This window comes from Rhizobium sp. NFR07, assembly GCF_900111905.1.
Taxonomy (GTDB): domain Bacteria; phylum Pseudomonadota; class Alphaproteobacteria; order Rhizobiales; family Rhizobiaceae; genus Neorhizobium.
Genome location: NZ_FOKM01000015.1, coordinates 117,288 through 132,741, shown reverse-complemented (window position 1 = coordinate 132,741; position 15,454 = coordinate 117,288). Strand labels below are relative to the sequence as shown.

Annotated in this window: 18 protein-coding genes and 3 pseudogenes; 10 read left to right on the top strand and 11 right to left on the bottom strand. The window is 58.8% G+C overall.

The genetic code is table 11. The annotated features are described in order from the left end of the window. Positions 1-115 precede the first annotated feature (115 nt). Both BM216_RS26270 and BM216_RS26265 read right to left on the bottom strand, forming a co-directional pair. The gene (locus tag BM216_RS26270) at positions 116-472 is read right to left on the bottom strand and encodes a response regulator (protein WP_093002158.1); all 357 of its coding nucleotides are present in this window, start codon (positions 470-472) and stop codon (positions 116-118) included. Between the two features lie 22 nt (positions 473-494). Then, positions 495-1,946 (bottom strand): DUF7125 family protein, encoded by a 1,452-nt coding sequence (locus BM216_RS26265; protein ID WP_093002228.1) that lies wholly within the window; start codon positions 1,944-1,946, stop codon positions 495-497. 178 nt (positions 1,947-2,124) lie between these two features. Here BM216_RS26265 and BM216_RS26260 point away from each other — a divergent pair, with 178 nt between their 5' ends. From BM216_RS26260 to BM216_RS26235, 6 genes are all read left to right on the top strand, one after another. Next, positions 2,125-3,204 carry a PAS domain S-box protein gene (locus BM216_RS26260; RefSeq protein ID WP_093002157.1) on the top strand — a complete coding sequence of 360 codons (1,080 nt, stop codon included), beginning with the start codon at positions 2,125-2,127 and terminating at the stop codon, positions 3,202-3,204. Positions 3,205-3,359: 155 nt separating this feature from the next. Then, positions 3,360-4,337 (top strand): HWE histidine kinase domain-containing protein, encoded by a 978-nt coding sequence (locus BM216_RS26255; RefSeq protein ID WP_093002156.1) that lies wholly within the window; start codon positions 3,360-3,362, stop codon positions 4,335-4,337. Positions 4,338-4,342: 5 nt separating this feature from the next. Beyond that, positions 4,343-4,726, top strand: coding sequence for a response regulator (locus BM216_RS26250; protein ID WP_093002226.1), 384 nt, complete (start codon positions 4,343-4,345; stop codon positions 4,724-4,726). Positions 4,727-4,845: 119 nt separating this feature from the next. Then, on the top strand, positions 4,846-5,898 hold the full coding sequence (locus BM216_RS26245; protein WP_093002155.1) for a blue-light-activated histidine kinase: 1,053 nt from the start codon (positions 4,846-4,848) through the stop codon (positions 5,896-5,898). 40 nt (positions 5,899-5,938) lie between these two features. Further along, positions 5,939-6,226 (top strand): hypothetical protein, encoded by a 288-nt coding sequence (locus BM216_RS26240; RefSeq protein WP_093002154.1) that lies wholly within the window; start codon positions 5,939-5,941, stop codon positions 6,224-6,226. After that, positions 6,226-6,630: a gamma-glutamylcyclotransferase family protein gene (locus BM216_RS26235; RefSeq protein ID WP_244530342.1), complete on the top strand. Its 405-nt coding sequence runs from the start codon at positions 6,226-6,228 to the stop codon at positions 6,628-6,630. The genes BM216_RS26240 and BM216_RS26235 overlap by 1 nt, the downstream gene beginning before the upstream one ends. A gap of 183 nt (positions 6,631-6,813) precedes the next feature. Here the strand turns inward: BM216_RS26235 and BM216_RS26230 are convergent, their stop codons facing one another. The 3 genes from BM216_RS26230 to BM216_RS26220 form a co-directional block, all read right to left on the bottom strand. After that, positions 6,814-7,473, bottom strand: coding sequence for a DUF6766 family protein (locus BM216_RS26230; RefSeq protein ID WP_093002152.1), 660 nt, complete (start codon positions 7,471-7,473; stop codon positions 6,814-6,816). An 86-nt stretch (positions 7,474-7,559) separates the two neighbouring features. Then, positions 7,560-8,060: a YciE/YciF ferroxidase family protein gene (locus BM216_RS26225; RefSeq protein ID WP_093002151.1), complete on the bottom strand. Its 501-nt coding sequence runs from the start codon at positions 8,058-8,060 to the stop codon at positions 7,560-7,562. Between the two features lie 178 nt (positions 8,061-8,238). Beyond that, positions 8,239-8,448 carry a hypothetical protein gene (locus BM216_RS26220; RefSeq protein WP_093002224.1) on the bottom strand — a complete coding sequence of 70 codons (210 nt, stop codon included), beginning with the start codon at positions 8,446-8,448 and terminating at the stop codon, positions 8,239-8,241. Between the two features lie 217 nt (positions 8,449-8,665). Here BM216_RS26220 and BM216_RS26215 point away from each other — a divergent pair, with 217 nt between their 5' ends. After that, positions 8,666-9,952 carry an SDR family oxidoreductase gene (locus tag BM216_RS26215; RefSeq protein WP_093002150.1) on the top strand — a complete coding sequence of 429 codons (1,287 nt, stop codon included), beginning with the start codon at positions 8,666-8,668 and terminating at the stop codon, positions 9,950-9,952. Next, positions 9,952-10,418 (top strand): annotated as a pseudogene (locus BM216_RS26210) (DUF2269 family protein). Before BM216_RS26215 ends, BM216_RS26210 begins: the two are co-directional and overlap by 1 nt. A 341-nt stretch (positions 10,419-10,759) precedes the next feature. Here BM216_RS26210 and BM216_RS26205 read toward each other — a convergent pair. Continuing rightward, positions 10,760-11,029: a hypothetical protein gene (locus BM216_RS26205; protein WP_093002149.1), complete on the bottom strand. Its 270-nt coding sequence runs from the start codon at positions 11,027-11,029 to the stop codon at positions 10,760-10,762. 22 nt (positions 11,030-11,051) lie between these two features. Continuing rightward, on the bottom strand, positions 11,052-11,468 hold the full coding sequence (locus tag BM216_RS26200; protein WP_093002148.1) for a hypothetical protein: 417 nt from the start codon (positions 11,466-11,468) through the stop codon (positions 11,052-11,054). Between the two features lie 676 nt (positions 11,469-12,144). Here BM216_RS26200 and BM216_RS26195 point away from each other — a divergent pair. Further along, positions 12,145-12,321: pseudogene (locus tag BM216_RS26195) on the top strand (ATP-dependent DNA ligase); the annotation flags it as partial. A gap of 85 nt (positions 12,322-12,406) precedes the next feature. Next, positions 12,407-12,601 (top strand): annotated as a pseudogene (locus BM216_RS34765) (hypothetical protein); the annotation flags it as partial. 11 nt (positions 12,602-12,612) lie between these two features. Here the strand turns inward: BM216_RS34765 and BM216_RS26185 are convergent. The 4 genes from BM216_RS26185 to BM216_RS26170 form a co-directional block, all read right to left on the bottom strand. Beyond that, the gene (locus BM216_RS26185; protein WP_093002222.1) at positions 12,613-13,656 is read right to left on the bottom strand and encodes a site-specific integrase; all 1,044 of its coding nucleotides are present in this window, start codon (positions 13,654-13,656) and stop codon (positions 12,613-12,615) included. Between the two features lie 44 nt (positions 13,657-13,700). Then, positions 13,701-14,102: a type II toxin-antitoxin system VapC family toxin gene (locus tag BM216_RS26180; RefSeq protein ID WP_093002147.1), complete on the bottom strand. Its 402-nt coding sequence runs from the start codon at positions 14,100-14,102 to the stop codon at positions 13,701-13,703. Continuing rightward, positions 14,102-14,356 (bottom strand): type II toxin-antitoxin system Phd/YefM family antitoxin, encoded by a 255-nt coding sequence (locus BM216_RS26175; protein ID WP_093002146.1) that lies wholly within the window; start codon positions 14,354-14,356, stop codon positions 14,102-14,104. The genes BM216_RS26180 and BM216_RS26175 overlap by 1 nt, the downstream gene beginning before the upstream one ends. Positions 14,357-14,695: 339 nt before the next feature. Further along, complete coding sequence (locus tag BM216_RS26170) at positions 14,696-15,283, bottom strand: glyoxalase superfamily protein (RefSeq protein WP_143102866.1); 588 nt, start codon at positions 15,281-15,283, stop codon at positions 14,696-14,698. Positions 15,284-15,454: the final 171 nt, after the last annotated feature.

Genomic DNA, 15,454 nt, shown 5'->3' with positions numbered 1-15,454 from the left:
GTTGCGATACAGAATGTTACTCGTTTTGAACGGGAAATTCTGACCGCATTCGGGTTATCGCCGTCGGCCTCGGCTTACAAAGATGCTCGATCGCGGCCCTTGGCCATGTTGGTCTTCATGAGAGAAGTCCGGACACAGTATCGAGCAGTTTTTTCTCGTTGTACGGCTTGTCGAGAACAGCGTCGAAGACTTCTGGATGCGCGCGGCCAATGCTGCCCTGAGCGCCACTCACGAGGATGACGGGGATATGGGAGAGCTCGACGTCGGCGCGCATGGCCTGCGCCAATTCCAGTCCGGTCATCAGCGGCATCATGAAATCAGTGATGACGAGGGACGGGCGCTTCTCGCGTACAAGAGCAAGCGCCGCCCGACCGTGCGGTGCTGCCGCGACTTCATAGCCAGCATCTTCCAGCATGATGGTGAGGACGTCAGCGATCAGAAACTCATCCTCGGCGATAACGATCAGCGGCATCTGGTTTGGCTCATGCTTTCTCTCAAGCGTGTGGTTCCTGGCCGACGGCGGTAGCCACACCGGTTGTCGCTCCTGTCACCGGCTCAAGGGCAGAGATGACCTTCAACCCTTTGGACCCGAAACCGAGTTCATGGATGACGGGCTCGTACTCCCTGTCTCTTACCTTCAACACAGAGAGGGTACGTTTGTAGCGGGATCCGAGTTCTACATGGCGCAGCATGACCAGATTATCCAGTAGGCTAGAGATTTCCGATCCGGGGGCCGTCACAGTCGGTCCAAACAGATCGCGCAATTCCCAGGTCGCAAATGTAGTAACCCCCAGTGCCCGGATTTCGTTCGTCAGCGCTGCGAAAAATTCAACCAGACGCGATGGATGAACCGCTGCCCGCTCAAACCCGCCGAGCCCGTCGATCAGAAGGCGTTTGACGCCACGCGACCGGACGGCGTCGATAAGCCGGTGTCCGAGCTTATCGAGCAGGTTTTCTGTCATCGGGTTCCAGATCACCTCCAAGGCGCCTGACTTCATCGGTGTTTCCAAGTCAACTCCAAGGGATCCGGCCTTTTTCAGCAGGCGGCCAGGGGTTTCATAGAACCCGAAATGAAGCGCCGGCTCCTCCGCGCTCGCCCGGCTGAGGAAATTCAGGCCCAATGAGGTTTTGCCGCATCCCGAAGGTCCGAACACAAGTGTGACGGAGCTTTCCGGCAAGCCGCCGCCGAGCATCGCGTCAAATCCGGCGGTTCCTGATGCAATCAGCGCCGATCCAGGACGGTCCTCAACTGTTGCAGACGAGAGAATGGCTTCCAGGCGGGGATACGCGACCAGACCTGCGGAGGTGATCTCGAACTGGTGGTAGCCGCCGAGCCCGGCGCTTCCCCTCGACTTCTTGACCTGCAGACGACGGACGGTGCGAACACCGACAAGCTCGTTGTGCAATTCGATGACCCCATCGACCATCGTGTGCTCGGGGCTGTCTTCGGCGATGCGGGTGCTGGTCAGGAAAAGAACGGTGCAGCCGGCGAACGCAGCCTGGCTCTGGACCTCGGCCACGAAGGTCTTCACATCAAGGTTAGTATCGGCGCGGTCGCTTGCGTTGAGCAGCCCGTCGAAGACGAGCAGTGTTGCGCTCTGCCTGGCAATCTCCTGCCGGATGAGGCTGACGACCGCAGAGAGCCCTTCATAGCGCAGTGTCTGAAACACGCTGACGTAGGAGATATTTACCCCAAGCTGCGAACGGTCGAAGAAGTCGAGGGTGCCGAGCGCCTGAAACAGTCGGTCATGGGTCTCCGCCAGCAGCGTTATGTACAGCACCTTGCCGCCCCGGGCGAGGTTGGCGAAAGCGACCTGATTGGAGAAGATCGTCTTGCCAGCGCCGGGATGACCCTGAACGATATAGGACGCCCCTTCGACAAGGCCGCCGCCAAGAATGGTGTCGAGGCGGGGGATACCAGTGGACAGTCTTGGAAGCTCGTGCATGGAAATGGTCATCCGAGAGGAGAAGGTGGTCGCACCGTAGGTCCAGCAGGCGATATTGCAACATGTTGGCTGCATAAAATGCTTTATTTCCCGCGCCTGGGCGCTATTCTCCGCGCGAAGGGTGCGAACCCTCTCGTTCAAGTTCTTTAAGAGTCACATCCGGGGTACGTGGACGGCAATGGCAGACAGAGAATACGACGGTGATGGCCGTGGGACCGAACACCGTCTTGAGCAGCTCGAAGCGGGTGTTCGGGCTGCGCAACCAGGGCATGACGCAGCGGCCTTCCTCGCGGCGATCGTCGAATCCTCTGATGACGTCATCATCAGCAAGTCGCTCCACGGGATCATCACCACCTGGAACAAGAGCGCGGAGCGCGTTTTCGGCTACACTGCAGAGCAAGCCGTAGGACAACCGATCACCATGCTGATCCCGGAAGATCGTCTGGACGAGGAGCCGGCGATCCTCGCTCGTATCAATGCCGGTGAGCGGGTCGACCATTTCGAGACGGTCCGCCGTCGCAAGGATGGCACCTTCATCGACATCTCACTTACGATCTCGCCGATCCGCAACGCCGACGGCAAGATCATCGGCGCATCCAAGATCGCCCGTGACATCTCGGAGCGGAAACGGGCGGCAGAACGTCAGGATCTCCTGCTGCGCGAGATGCACCACCGGGTGAAGAACCTGTTTGCGATTACCGGCAGCATCATCACCCTGGCGGCGCGAACGGCGCAGACACCGGCAGAGCTCGCCACCGGCATGAAGGACCGCCTTGTCGCCCTGTCGAGGGCTCATGAGATGACCTTGCCAAGCTTCACCGGCGGAGAAGCCTTCGCCGAACAGTCAACAACCCTCTTCGCCCTCCTGTCCAGCCTTCTCTCTCCGTTTGAAGACGAGGAAGGCGGGCGATGGCGGTTGCATGGCGAAGACGCGCCGATCAGCCCTGACAGGGTCACGAGCCTCGCACTGCTGTTTCACGAGTACGCCACCAACGCGGTGAAGTATGGCGCGCTTTCCGTGCCGGATGGCCGGCTGGACATAACTTTGTGCTCCAGACCCGAGAGTTTTGAAATCGTCTGGCAGGAATCCAACGCGAGACCCGTCGCAGATGCCGGAAGCAGCGAAACGGGCTTCGGAACAAGGCTTGAGCAGACGGTGGTGCGGACATTGAATGGGCAGGTATCGAGGGATTGGCAGCCTGATGGGCTTGTGATCAGGATCACGGTCCCGCGTGACGCTTTTGCCCTCCCATCATAAGTCGGGACCTTTCTGGAAGGGAACGCGAAGCTTTGCTGATCCGTTGTCTGCCCGGCAGCAAGGGATCTCGGATGCTCCCGTCCCAGCTGGTAATACAGCTACAATACGGCAATGCTGAGAGTCGAAACGTTGGAGATTGAGGAAGAAGACGGCCGATGATGTTGGAGGACCTTTATCGCCTGCTGAGGAGCGGGCATGTCCAGGCGCAAGGTGTCGTCGACACCATGACCCAGGCCGTTGTCGTCCTAGACCAGCGGTTTTATGTCACGACGGCCAACAACGCCTTCATCAAGACCTTCCAGGTCGAACGCGACGATCTCCTCGGTCAGAGCCTGTTCGATCTGGGCAATGGACAGTGGGATATTCCTGAGCTGCGTGAACTGATCGCCGGTGTCATTCCCAAAGCTGCGGCCGTCATCGGCTTCGAGGTGAAACACGATTTCCCAGGCATTGGCCAGCGCACCTTCCTGATTGACGCGCGGCGCCTTGTCCATCCCGATGACAGCAGCACCAATATCCTCGTCATGTTCGATGACGTCACCGAGCGCCAGCGGCACGATGCGGAAATGGATTTCATTCTGTCTGAGACCCGCCATCGGATGAAGAACCTGTTTGCCGTCGTACGAGCACTTGCCTTGCAGACCGAGGTCGAGGGCCAGACGGCTGCTGATTACCGTCAAACGTTCCTCGGCCGCCTCGACGTGACATTGCGCGCCCAGGAAATTGCTGCTCGTAACGAGAAGACCGACCTGCAGGAACTGGTGGCGAAGGCGATTGGCGAGGCATGGAACGACCGGATCAGCTACAATGGCCCCGCCGTCCAACTCGGACCTTCGAAGATCCTGGCGGCGAGCATGATTTTCCACGAGCTTGCGACCAACGCCGTCAAATACGGTGCACTGTCAGCAAGTGAAGGACGCGTTCTGATTTACTGGACAGTGGAAGAAGGGCTGACGGGTAAGACCTATCTGAATTGCCGTTGGTCCGAGCAAAACGGGCCTGCCGTTCAGCCACCCAGGCGCAAAGGCTACGGAACGGAGATGATCGAGGGCACCGCGGCACATCTTGGCGGAGGCGTGGAACTTTCCTATCCGGCGGAAGGTTTGACCGCGACCATCAGGATCCCGTTGTGAGCTTCATGAACCAATCCGACGTTCCGTCAGCAAGCCCCCGCACCATTCTCGTCGTCGAGGACGAATTCTTCATTGCTTTGGAAATCAAGACCGCGCTGATATCGGCGGGGTTCAACGTGCTGGGACCGGCCGCCTCCGTCGATCATGCGCTTGAACTAATGCATGACACCAAGCCTGATGCGGCGGTGCTCGATGTCGATCTGGGTGGTGAGCGGGTCACACCAGTCGCAATGCAGCTGACGACCCTCGGCACTCCGTTTGTGCTTGCAAGTGCCGCTGACCCGGCCGCACTTGCCCAGAATGCCGCCTTGGCGGGCGTCCGCAACCTTGGCAAGCCGACCGACATGCAACAGCTCGCAATGGCAGTGGCGGATATCGCCACGGCGTGAGAATGACAACGCTCGCTGCTCAGCCCGTCTGGGTATCCAAATGAAGAACATGTCGCTTTCGGAGAAACATTTCCCCGGTTTCGAAGTTCGGGCTATCCAGTCAGCAAACAAGGTGAGCCGTGATTGAAGCCAAGCCGTCAGACATTCATGGGGACAAGCCGGCCGCAGCGTCGACACAAGGGATGGCCGATCACAAGGAACTCGCCGCCTTCGCGTTTCAGCGTACCCGGATGCCGATCGTGGTCGCCGATGCCCGCCAGCCCGACTACCCGATCGTCCTCGCAAACGACGCTTTCCTTCACCTGACCGGGTATTCTGCCGAAGAACTCGTCGGACGGAACTGCCGGCTTCTGCAGGGAGAAGACACATCGAGAGAGGCTGTCGCGGAGATACGCGCCATCATCGGTGCGGAGCGCGAGGGCACCGTCGAGATCCTCAACTACCGGAAGGACAGGAGCGCCTTCTGGAACCAGCTTCATCTCAGCCCCATCCGCGACGACGATGGCCATCTTGCCTATTATTTCGCGTCCCAGATCGACGTCACCGAATATCGGAAGGTCCAGACGCTCGAAGAGGCGGAGCACCGGTTGCTCATGGAGGTGGACCACAGGACGAAGAACGTTCTGGCGATCGTCGACAGCATCGTGCGCCTGACGCGTTCGGACAATGCCGCCACCTATGCCGCGTCGGTGCAGCAGCGGGTGCAGGCTCTTGCCAGAACGCATATGCTGCTGGCGGAGAACGGCTGGCAGGAGGCCTCACTCCACGACATCATTTCCCTGCAGGTCAGCGTTTACGGGGATAAGCACGTCGAGATCAGCGGTCCGTCGGTCATGGTCCCCGCGCCGTCGGTGCAGCCACTCGGACTGGCCATGCATGAGCTTGCCGCAAACGCGGCAGTTCATGGGGCGCTTTCACATCCCGAGGGCAGCCTGACGATCACCTGGCGACAGGCGGAAGACAACGGCCTGGTCATCGAGTGGCGCGAGCAGGGCATCAAGGCGAGGGACGCTGTGCCGACGAAGGGCTTCGGTACTGTTCTGCTTGGCGCCGTGCTGGAGAAGCAACTTGGCGGCAAAATAAGCCGGGAGTGGACGGACCACGGACTTCGCGTCGCGGTCGAGCTGCCGTCACTGAACCGTGTCGGCGCCAGCCTCAGATCCAAACCGTGAAATGAAGTAACTCATTCGAGTGTGGAGGACGATATTGGACATGGAAGTCCCGAAACTACGAGAACTCGGTGAACCCGAACGACAGGCTGTTCTCGAACGCCTTGCCGTCACGCTGAAGCGAACCGCGCAATGGGCGGCGGACGAAGGAGACGAGGCACTGGAAATGGTCATGGCTTCGGTGGGTCGGGCTCTGCTGTCTGTCGCGAACGACATCTCGTCCAGCGAAGATATCCTCCTTGCCGAAGATGTAGCGATCCGCGCGCTCAGTCTGATGACCTCGTTCCATTGCAGACACCCCCACTATCCCCTCGGCCCGGCTCTGCATTGATGAAGGTGTTCATCTACGGCACACTCAAACGCGGCTTTCCGCTCTTCAAGAAGGGCCTCGTCGGGGCTCGGTACGTCGGTGACGTTGAGACAATTGAACCCTATCCTCTATACATCGCAGGGTCGTTCTACGGTCCGATGATGCTTGACCTCCCGGGGGAGGGGGTGCGTGTTCGTGGAGAGCTGTTCGAAGTCGAGGAGGATCGTCTACACGTTCTCGACGAGCTTGAGGACGTCGACGACAAAACCAGCTTTCGCAGCAGCATTGAAGTCGCATCGGTCGGGGGAGGGATATCTACGATGGCGATCGGATTTATGAAGACGGAGAAGTGGCTTGACCCGCTTCACTCCGGCTATTTGTCTGATTATCAGGACAGACGGTTCGTGCCCCCATGGGAGCGTTAGGCTGTGCCCCAAGAGCTTCATCCAAGCCTCAGGTCCATCCGCGATCGACCATTCAGTCTCGACAGATTGGAGCGACCCTTCGCGACGGGGAGATCGCGCTACATTTCCTGTAGTTCGTCACGATGATGTCACCATCGCGGGCGGTATTCAGTTGTGCCGGGAAGGCCGACTTGCGGCGATGGTTTAGCTCCCCGTTTCTGAATGAGGCGCCGCGACGGGTTTCGATTCGGGCGACCCCCTGAACCTCAGGAAGATCGACAGCACCACGAGCACGGCGGTTGACAGGAATTCCGACTGCCAGTTCTGGAGAGACTCGAACCAGAACTGGGTGCTGGTCAAGTGCTCGAGGAGCGACACTGGCGACTGGCCATGCATCAGCGCTTCGGCGTTCGCGTCCTCGGCGCTGTAGCGCACATGCAGCACAAAGCTGAGAATGAACAGGATCGCCAAGCCTATGCCAAGGGAATAGGAATAGAGGGAGCGCGCCATCCCACCAGCTCGAACCGCCCACGGTGCGTTGGCATCATTCTGTTTCTCTGCTGGATCCTCGTCTTGGGAAGCAGGTTGGTCGGGATCCTTCGATTCAGCGGAGCCGCGTTGGAAAAGTATCGCCGTCAGCATGACATACGCGGACATCTGCAGGAACTCGCTCTCCCAATTTTCGAACAGGGCCGATAGGAAATGGCCTGAGAGCGCATAATTCCAAAGATCAAGCTGCCCCGCGCCATGCTCTGCGAGCTCTTCATTGTAAACGCCCCAGCCGGTCAGCAGCATGCCGCCTACGGTCAGAACAGAAAATCCGAGGAGGGCTATGGTGAGGCCGTTATCGCGGAGGAAACGCAAGATATTACCCTAAACAACTCAAAATTAAGCAGCCGGACGCAACACCCGGTTGGGCGGGAGCGGCGGACGGGCCGCTCCCGTTGATATCAGGCGGCTTTTGCCTTGCCCTTGCTGTTGACCTTCGCATCGGCGAGCTGCGTCAGCAGTTCGTCCGTCTTTTCCTCCTCAGCCAGGGTCTGCTCGAGAAGCTGCGCGACATCATTCTTGCCAAGTTCGCGAGCCCAGTTGCGAAGCGTGCCGTAGCGGGCAATCTCATAGTGCTCGACGGCCTGGGCAGCAGCAAGCAGGCCAGCGTCGAGTGCGGGGGAATCCTTAAATTCCTCCAGGATTTCCTGTCCTTCTTCGACGATCCCGTCGATCGCCGGGCAGGTCTTTCCGCGCGCCGGCTTGCCGAGGATCTCAAACACCTGAACCAGGCGTTCGACCTGGCCTTCGGTTTCCTGCAGGTGGGTTTCAAATGCAGTCTTCAGGTCCTGCGATTGCGCACCGCGGATCATCTTCTTCAGCGCTGCAACGATCTTCCGTTCGGTGTAATAGATGTCCTTCACGCCGTCGATAAAGAGGTCTTCCAAGGTCTTCGTGGCCATTACTGAACTCCGTAAAAGGAAAAGGTGCCGGATCGGCAGACTGGCGGGGGGGTGCCGCAACTGCCGGTTAACATCGTTCAGGCACAATAGTTCCAAGAAAGGGGTCATCGGTCGAGGGAGCGGGAGGATGCTTCCGCGGTTGACTTGAAGCAGGCGCAATGCGGATCGCCGGCGCGTTTTATCCCTTCCCTTGCTTGTTGGCGTGCAGGCTGACCGCCTCACCTCCGAGCGCAGTGAGGCGATAGCGTCTTTCACTCCAGTCACCGCGCGCGAGGATCAGTCCATGTTCCACCGCGATGTTGGCGGTCTTCAGCCCGGTTCCTTTGGGTGATTGTCGCCATGCGCGTCGGTCCAACGCAGACAGCAGCCACCAAAGCCGCTGGTTCATCTTCGGCATCTCCATCATCGTACACTTATCGCAACGCCCGTGAACTGCGGCTGAACGAACCACAGAAGAAGAGGGCCAGTGCGGCGACCCGCAGCATAGTTGGCTCGATGAGCCGGAACTTAGGCGTCGAAGAGAAGTTCGCCACCGACGCTCATGCAGGAAACTGCAAAGGCCGCCGGGAAAGTGCCCGAGCGACCGACATATGACAGGAGAGGCGATGAACATCCTCGTGACCGGCGCCAACGGCCTCATCGGCTCTTCGATATGCGGGCTGTTACTTCAGGAAGGTCATCAGGTTGTGGCGGTCGTCAGGCCGGGAGGTCGTGCACCCTTCGGCGCCACCAAAACCGTTTACCTGGACGTTGCATCCGCCGTCGATGTTCAGGCATGGGTTCCGGTTCTGGACAATGTCCATGCGGTCGTCAACTGCGTCGGCGCCTTGCAGGACAGCCCGAGAGAGAACGTGGCCGGGATTCATGTCGCCGGGCCGGCAGCATTGTTTCAGGCATGCGAGCAACTCGGGGTGAGGCGCGTCGTGCACTTTTCGGCGATCGGTGTCGATCGACAGCAGCCGAGCCCGTTCTCGGAAACAAAATTCCGGGGCGACGACGTTCTGATGGCGCGCGATCTCGATTGGGTCATCCTGCGCCCGTCTGTCGTGCTCGGGCGCCCGGCGTTCGGCGCAAGTGCACTCATACGTGGTTTGGCAGCCCTACCTGTCGTTCCGGTGATGCCAGGGGGCGGCGCACTACAAGTCGTACAGCTTGAGGATGTTGTCGATACGGTGATGAAGTTGCTTGAACCGAACGCCGCAAGACAGGTCGCCCTCGAATTAGCTGGACCGCAGCGGCTGACCTTTGAAGAGGTGGTCGGGATCTATCGACGTTGGCTTGGGAGACGGCCGGCCCTCCAATTAACAGTGCCGTCGAGCATCGCGGCGCTGCTTTATTCCCTCGGCGACCTCGCGGGCGTGCTCGGCTGGAGGCCTGCACTTCGAACGACAGCCAAAAAGGAAATTGCCCGGGGTGCGACGGGAGACCTTCAGCCTTGGGCCGCGACAGTCGGGATCCGACCTCGATCCCTCACTGAGACGCTGAAGTCAGCGCCCGCGAGCATTCAAGAGCGGTGGTTTTCCAACCTCTTCTTCCTCAAGCCACTGATTTTCGTGGTTCTGCCGCTGTTCTGGATCCTCACCGGAATTATCTCGCTCACCGTCGGCTTTGACGAGGGCCTGGCGCTGATGAACCAAGGCGACGCCGGCGTGCTGGCGGTGCTTTCCGTCGTCGCCGGAGCAATGGCAGACATCGTTATCGGAACAATGATCGCGTTGCGGCGTACCAGTCGTCTCGGCTTGTGGGCCGCAATCCTGGTGTCGATCTTTTACACTATCGCCGGCACCATTCTTATTCCTGCGCTCTGGCATGAACCGCTAGGCCCGCTTCTGAAGGTCGGACCAATCCTTGTTCTTCATCTGGTCGCCCTGGCGATACTGGAGGAGCGTTGATGCTCTATTTCCTCCTGAAATTTCTCCACATGATTGGCGCATGTGTTTTGCTTGGAACCGGTGCTGGCATAGCGTTCTTCATGCTGATTGCCCACCAAACCGGAAAAGCATCGACGATTGCACCGGTCGCTCGCATCGTGGTTTTGGCGGACTTCCTCTTCACCGCCACTGCGGTGGTCGTACAGCCCATCACCGGCGTGGCACTGCCTGGAATGCGGGCTACTCGCTGACGGACGGCTGGATCGTTGTCTCGATCCTGCTCTACATCCTCACCGGGATCTTCTGGCTGCCGGTCGTCTAGATGCAAATGGAGATGCGTAATCTCGCCATCAAAGCGGAGAGGACGGGCAGCGCCCTGCCGCAGCGGTACCACGACCTGTTCAGGCGCTGGTTTTTCTTCGGCTTTCCAGCCTTTGGCGCGGTACTCGCGATCGTGTGGCTGATGATTACGCGTCCAACGTGGTAGGTCATGAGAGAGGTTTTCGCCCGGCCGACGACAAGCGCGCCGATCTCAACCTCCAGATCTCCTTGCTCGTCGAGCAGAGGGAACAAAGATCCTGACGATGGTGGCCTCCCTGGCGGAGAAGGGCGGGGTGGCGGCCAACGCTGGCGGGGCCCTGGAGGAACTGAAGCAGGACGTGGCACCTGAAGAAGTTCTTGACCACAGCGAGCGAAAGCAGAATTCGCGAGATACTGGGAGCAACCTTTAGCTCAGATGTAATCAGCACGCTCATCTCATCTGTCAGGGCCGAAATGACGGCCAAAGCTTGGGGCGCAAGGCTGGATGGCGCAGGTCACCGTCACCGCTTAGGAACTTCGAGGTTGGGCCGGGTCGAAAACCTCTTCCAACGCACGTTGCCTTCCCACGTCGGTCATCGCGTTCTGCTGCTCGAGCAGATATTGTTCAACATCCCCACCGCAGGCCTCCTTCAACTGAGCAACAGTGAAACCGGCAACCTCAGCCTGCAGCCAAAGCAGTTTTGCCTGCTCCTGGAAATCCGCCTTTCGATCATGGATCCCCGGCGGCCCGATGATCTCTTGGACTCTGTCATCTAACCAGTCGCTGATTGTCTGCATGTTGTTCAAATCCCTTGTTGGCTTAGATGGATCTCAGGTGAGATATGTTTCCACCTCGGATCAGAGGCGTGATTTTTGAGATGAGAGACCCCGGTACTGTCACAGTGGCTGCGAACCTGCCACTGATGTCGATCGTCGCATCGTGGCCTTCACCCAGGGCCGCAAGCAAGATCGGCATGTTCTGACCGCAGATGGCGATCTCTTGCGCTGTCTCGGCGGCCTGAGAGGGATCGGAGGCTCCAAGGTCGATCGCGACGCTTAGGCAGAGAAACATAGCAGCGTCCGTTGCGGTGACGTTGCGGTCCGGAAAGGACACGGCAAGTTCTTCGGCCTCACCACTCGAACCCATCGTAAAGAGTAACTCTGCTCCCAATACGAAGTCGCTGTGTTGGAAATCCATTTCGTCCGCGAGGAAGCCGCAAAATTGGCCGAACTTCACGATGCTTTCTCCTTCGGTTCGGGCCGCGCGGCCACTGAGCCATGCATAGGAGGTAGCGCCGAGCAGACGGAAGTCACACTAAACAGTCGATCAGCGACAAGATAAGCCAATCCCCCGAAAAAGATGGCCGCATATTTGGTTTCGTCCGGACGAGCGCACCGACTGTATAGCCCGTCCTCCCCTTCTTGTCCTTCACCGTGCCCTCCTGGTGAAACATAAATGCAAGCGGTTTGTGCGGTTAGCTGTCGTCGGACAGGAGGACCCAATGTCAGAGCAACCAAGTGTCGAAACCGAGGTTTACGACGCCGGCCGCAGGAGCACCGGGAGCAATGCGGTCACGGTGTCGCCTTGTCCGCAACGGTAGCGAGGAGGAACTTTCGGTTCCGGTTGAGGTTTGCTTTATGAAGGAGAGCAGCAATGATGAACGATGACAAGCACCCAGAGCAGGATCCGGCGGAAGGCAGCAGGGAGATAGTTGAGAGGGATTTGAAGCGGCAAGAGCAGGTACGTCCGAATAGCAGTAAAGAGCCGAGAAGCGAGAATGACGCGGGCTCTGAAGCGGCCGAACCGTCGCCAGAGTAGTGCCTTGCGGCGGGGCGTTCAGCAAAAGGCGGCGAAGGTGACAAAGGCAGCAACCGAGGTTTTCAGTTTCGGCCTCTCGCTTAAGGTCGAACCAATGGAAGCACGGTCCGCGGACAGCCTGCCGGCGGGCCACGGTTGGCAATACGAGCCGAAATGGGATGGTTTTCGTTGCCTGGCGTTCAAACACGGCATTCATGTCGATCTGCGGGCAAAATCGGGGAAGGCGCTTTCCCAGTACTTCCCGGAGGTGGTCCATTACCTCTCTCGGCTCCCGGTCGAACGTTTTTGCAGTCTCGCCTGCAGACCGTCGAACGACAATTTGCCATTGAGTTCGATGACCAGCTCGCCGTCAATCACAGGCGGGTGACCTCGACAAAGAGAGCTGCGAGGTATGCGGCGTCGAAGCTGTCGATGCCCATCATGATCAATACGACGAGCCGTTACTTGTGCGATGGTTGTGCCGTCGCCACCACACGCGGCTTCATCATTACGGTGAGGACATGTTCCCGGTCAGGGGCGCCGTCAGTGTTTTTAGAGCTGTTGCTGACTGAGCTCTGAAGCATCACAATCCTGCAGCCTTAGTAAGGTTCACCCGGAACCGGTCTCGCCGCCGCTGATACCGCCGCGTCATCTCCGCTGAAGCATGACCGAGCTGTTTCTGGACGTAGCGCTCGTCGACCTCTGCGGAAGAGGCGAGACCGGCACGCAGTGAATGGCCAGAAAACTTAGAGGCCCTATCGGCTTCGCTGAGATCGCCACGAACGCCGGCGGCCATCGCGGCTCGTTTCACCAATCGCGCGACTTCCCTGTCGTTCAGTCGATCCGGCCCGACCGCCGTTCCATTGCCGGTCACCCGGCGAAAGAGGGGACCATGCGCGAGCTTAGCGAACTTGATCCAGGTATCGATTGCGGCGACGGGGCAGGTGGCATCAGATGAACCGCGGCCGATCTCCACCTCTCGCCATCCTGTCTTGCCCCGCAGGGTAATGAGCATCCCTTTATCGAGAATTTCGATCCAACCACGCCCATCTTCAGTCTGGTCAGCCTTGAGATCCAGGCCGACGATCTCCGAGCGGCGAAGTCCGCCCGCGTAACCGATCAGCAGCATTCCGCGATCGCGCAGACCACGCAGAGTGCCGCGGTCGAGGCTTTCGATCATGGCGATGATGTCCTCGACCATGACCGCCTCCTTCTGGACGGGCGGTCTCGCATGGCTGTTGCGGATCCCTGCCATCACCGTCGCAATGTGTCTGTCTTTACGATCAAGGGTGAGGCCGCGCTGGGCATAATTCCAGGATAGGGACGACAACCGCCTTTCGATCGTCGACACAGAGTTTGCTTTACCACGTCGCTCGGCTGCGCCTGATGCGCAGGCGGTCACATAGAGGCCTACCGTCTGTGGATGCGGGGGGAGAGGGGTAAGATTGGATCGCTGGCACCATGCGGAAAAGTGCCTCCAGTCAGAGGCATATGCCTTTCTGGTGTTCGCGGAACTGGCTGCCTCCACATATCCGCGCGCTCGATCGGCAAGACCCTGTAGATGAGCAGGCACGTCGTCTGTCGATTGCGCGGCAGAGGAAGGGAGGTCAGTGGTGAACGATACCATAGGTCCGGGCGCCTGGCGCGTCGGTATCGCGTCGTTCACGCCTCCTACATCTCCCATGGACTGATCACCGTAGCATCCGTGTCTTGGAAATCCTTGACGTTGCGCGTGACAAGGATCAGGTCGTGAACGATCGCGGTAGCCGCGATCAGGCCGTCTATATCGCCACGTGGACGGATCGCGGCGATACGCCCCCATTCGACAGAGATTTCGTCGGTCACCGGCAGGATGCGGTCGAGGTGATCATGGCGCAGTTTGCGTAACCATTCAGTCAGGTGAGCTGCCGCGCGCGGGTCTGCTTTCTGCTTCAGGGCGATGCCGCGCATGATCTCACCCAACGTCAGGGCGCTCATGTGAACGCTCAGGGGATTGACGGATCGCAACCAGGACACGGCCTCTGGAGTGCCACGCCTGGCTTCTGAAACAATATTGGTATCGACAAGGTACATCAGAAAGCCAAATCTCGGCTGGGGGTCTGGCTGCGCCTTTCAACTGCCTCGACGAGTTCATCATCCCAGACCGGGCCGGCGAGTAGTGCGTCGACAAGTGTGGGTAGGCCGGCACGCAGGGCATCGTAATCGCGCGCGGACAGAACGACGGCAGTCCGTTCGCCGCGAACAGTGATCTCCTGCGGCCCCTCATGACGAGCCTTCTGGACCACTTTCGAGAACTGATTCTTAGCGTCCTGTAGCTGCCAATCCATTCGTCCGCTCCAATCTGGCTAGGCTGTCTAGCTACATATAGTCTCAACTACCCGTAATTAAAAGGCCCTTGCGACAGGGGAGGGCCAGCCAGTTTCCGCGTTCTCACAAGCCATATTAAATACGTCCGATAATGCTTTCGGCAGGATGCCTTTGAGATCAGGACGGACGATTGCGCGTTCTCTCCCGCTCTTCAGACGCGCGAGCATCTAGCTTGCGATATGGCTAAGTTTCGCGACAAAATCGCCGGCGCTGAATTTGCAGGGAAAAGCCTGTCGCAAAACTCAGACGCAAAAGTCTGGTTTTCGCGACAGACATTTGCGACAAGAACTGTCGTCGGCTTACGCCGCCTGGATCGTCGTTGCTACGGCCTTTTCATGCAAGGCCCAGATGTGCCCAAAGGGGTCAAAGATGGTCGCAACACGGTGACCATTGTCGGCAACTTGTAGGCTGTCCCGAACACTGGCACCAGCTGCAACCGCTGTCTTCAGCATAGCCGCCACGTTGTCCACGTCCAAACGGTAAACCGCGCTCACGGACCCCTTCTCTTTTGGATGAAAGGGGCCTCCACGCCAAGGCTCGGCTTCTCGACGTGGATTCGATCCGCATATTGAGACCAGCCATCCACCAAGCTCCAACTCAACTGCCATTGGCTCTCGTTGTTGTAGGTAATGCGTCTTCGTTGGAACAGCACCAAAAACGGTCCTGTAGAAAATGGCGGCTTCTTCCTGACGACCATGCTCAACGAAAAGCGTGAAACTGAGCGATGCAGACTTGTCACTCGATGCCTTCAAGGTATTCCAGTTGGAAGCACCCAACTGCCTAGCGACAATTTCCAGGCAGGCGCTATGCGATAGGTCGAGGTTCTGCTCGGCAAGAGCTTTTCGCAAAGCTTTGGCCATAGATTTAGGGTGAGCGCGAGCACTCATGGTTTTGTCCCTTTCCAGGCATAATCAATGCCGGTGCTCGCGTTGCCGACGGCTGCCCATAAGGGTTCAACCGAGAAGTTTGTGCATTTCACCATCCCTGAAGGGGCGAGCGGTGGGCTGCACACCCGCGAGAATGGTAGCGCGTTGGCCGTGGAGGTTCAACCGATCTAA

What these genes read in the sequence shown, in the direction of transcription:
- BM216_RS26170 (WP_143102866.1), bottom strand. Translation starts at nt 15,283, where the DNA reads ATGAGTGCTCGCGCTCACCCTAAATCTATGGCCAAAGCTTTGCGAAAA.
- BM216_RS26265 (WP_093002228.1), bottom strand. Translation starts at nt 1,946, where the DNA reads ATGCACGAGCTTCCAAGACTGTCCACTGGTATCCCCCGCCTCGACACC.
- BM216_RS26225 (WP_093002151.1), bottom strand. Translation starts at nt 8,060, where the DNA reads ATGGCCACGAAGACCTTGGAAGACCTCTTTATCGACGGCGTGAAGGAC.
- BM216_RS26255 (WP_093002156.1), top strand. Translation starts at nt 3,360, where the DNA reads ATGATGTTGGAGGACCTTTATCGCCTGCTGAGGAGCGGGCATGTCCAG.
- BM216_RS26250 (WP_093002226.1), top strand. Translation starts at nt 4,343, where the DNA reads ATGAACCAATCCGACGTTCCGTCAGCAAGCCCCCGCACCATTCTCGTC.
- BM216_RS26240 (WP_093002154.1), top strand. Translation starts at nt 5,939, where the DNA reads ATGGAAGTCCCGAAACTACGAGAACTCGGTGAACCCGAACGACAGGCT.
- BM216_RS26180 (WP_093002147.1), bottom strand. Translation starts at nt 14,102, where the DNA reads ATGTACCTTGTCGATACCAATATTGTTTCAGAAGCCAGGCGTGGCACT.
- BM216_RS26215 (WP_093002150.1), top strand. Translation starts at nt 8,666, where the DNA reads ATGAACATCCTCGTGACCGGCGCCAACGGCCTCATCGGCTCTTCGATA.
- BM216_RS26270 (WP_093002158.1), bottom strand. Translation starts at nt 472, where the DNA reads ATGCCGCTGATCGTTATCGCCGAGGATGAGTTTCTGATCGCTGACGTC.
- BM216_RS26175 (WP_093002146.1), bottom strand. Translation starts at nt 14,356, where the DNA reads ATGGATTGGCAGCTACAGGACGCTAAGAATCAGTTCTCGAAAGTGGTC.
- BM216_RS26205 (WP_093002149.1), bottom strand. Translation starts at nt 11,029, where the DNA reads ATGCAGACAATCAGCGACTGGTTAGATGACAGAGTCCAAGAGATCATC.
- BM216_RS26260 (WP_093002157.1), top strand. Translation starts at nt 2,125, where the DNA reads ATGGCAGACAGAGAATACGACGGTGATGGCCGTGGGACCGAACACCGT.
- BM216_RS26220 (WP_093002224.1), bottom strand. Translation starts at nt 8,448, where the DNA reads ATGAACCAGCGGCTTTGGTGGCTGCTGTCTGCGTTGGACCGACGCGCA.
- BM216_RS26235 (WP_244530342.1), top strand. Translation starts at nt 6,226, where the DNA reads ATGAAGGTGTTCATCTACGGCACACTCAAACGCGGCTTTCCGCTCTTC.
- BM216_RS26185 (WP_093002222.1), bottom strand. Translation starts at nt 13,656, where the DNA reads ATGGTATCGTTCACCACTGACCTCCCTTCCTCTGCCGCGCAATCGACA.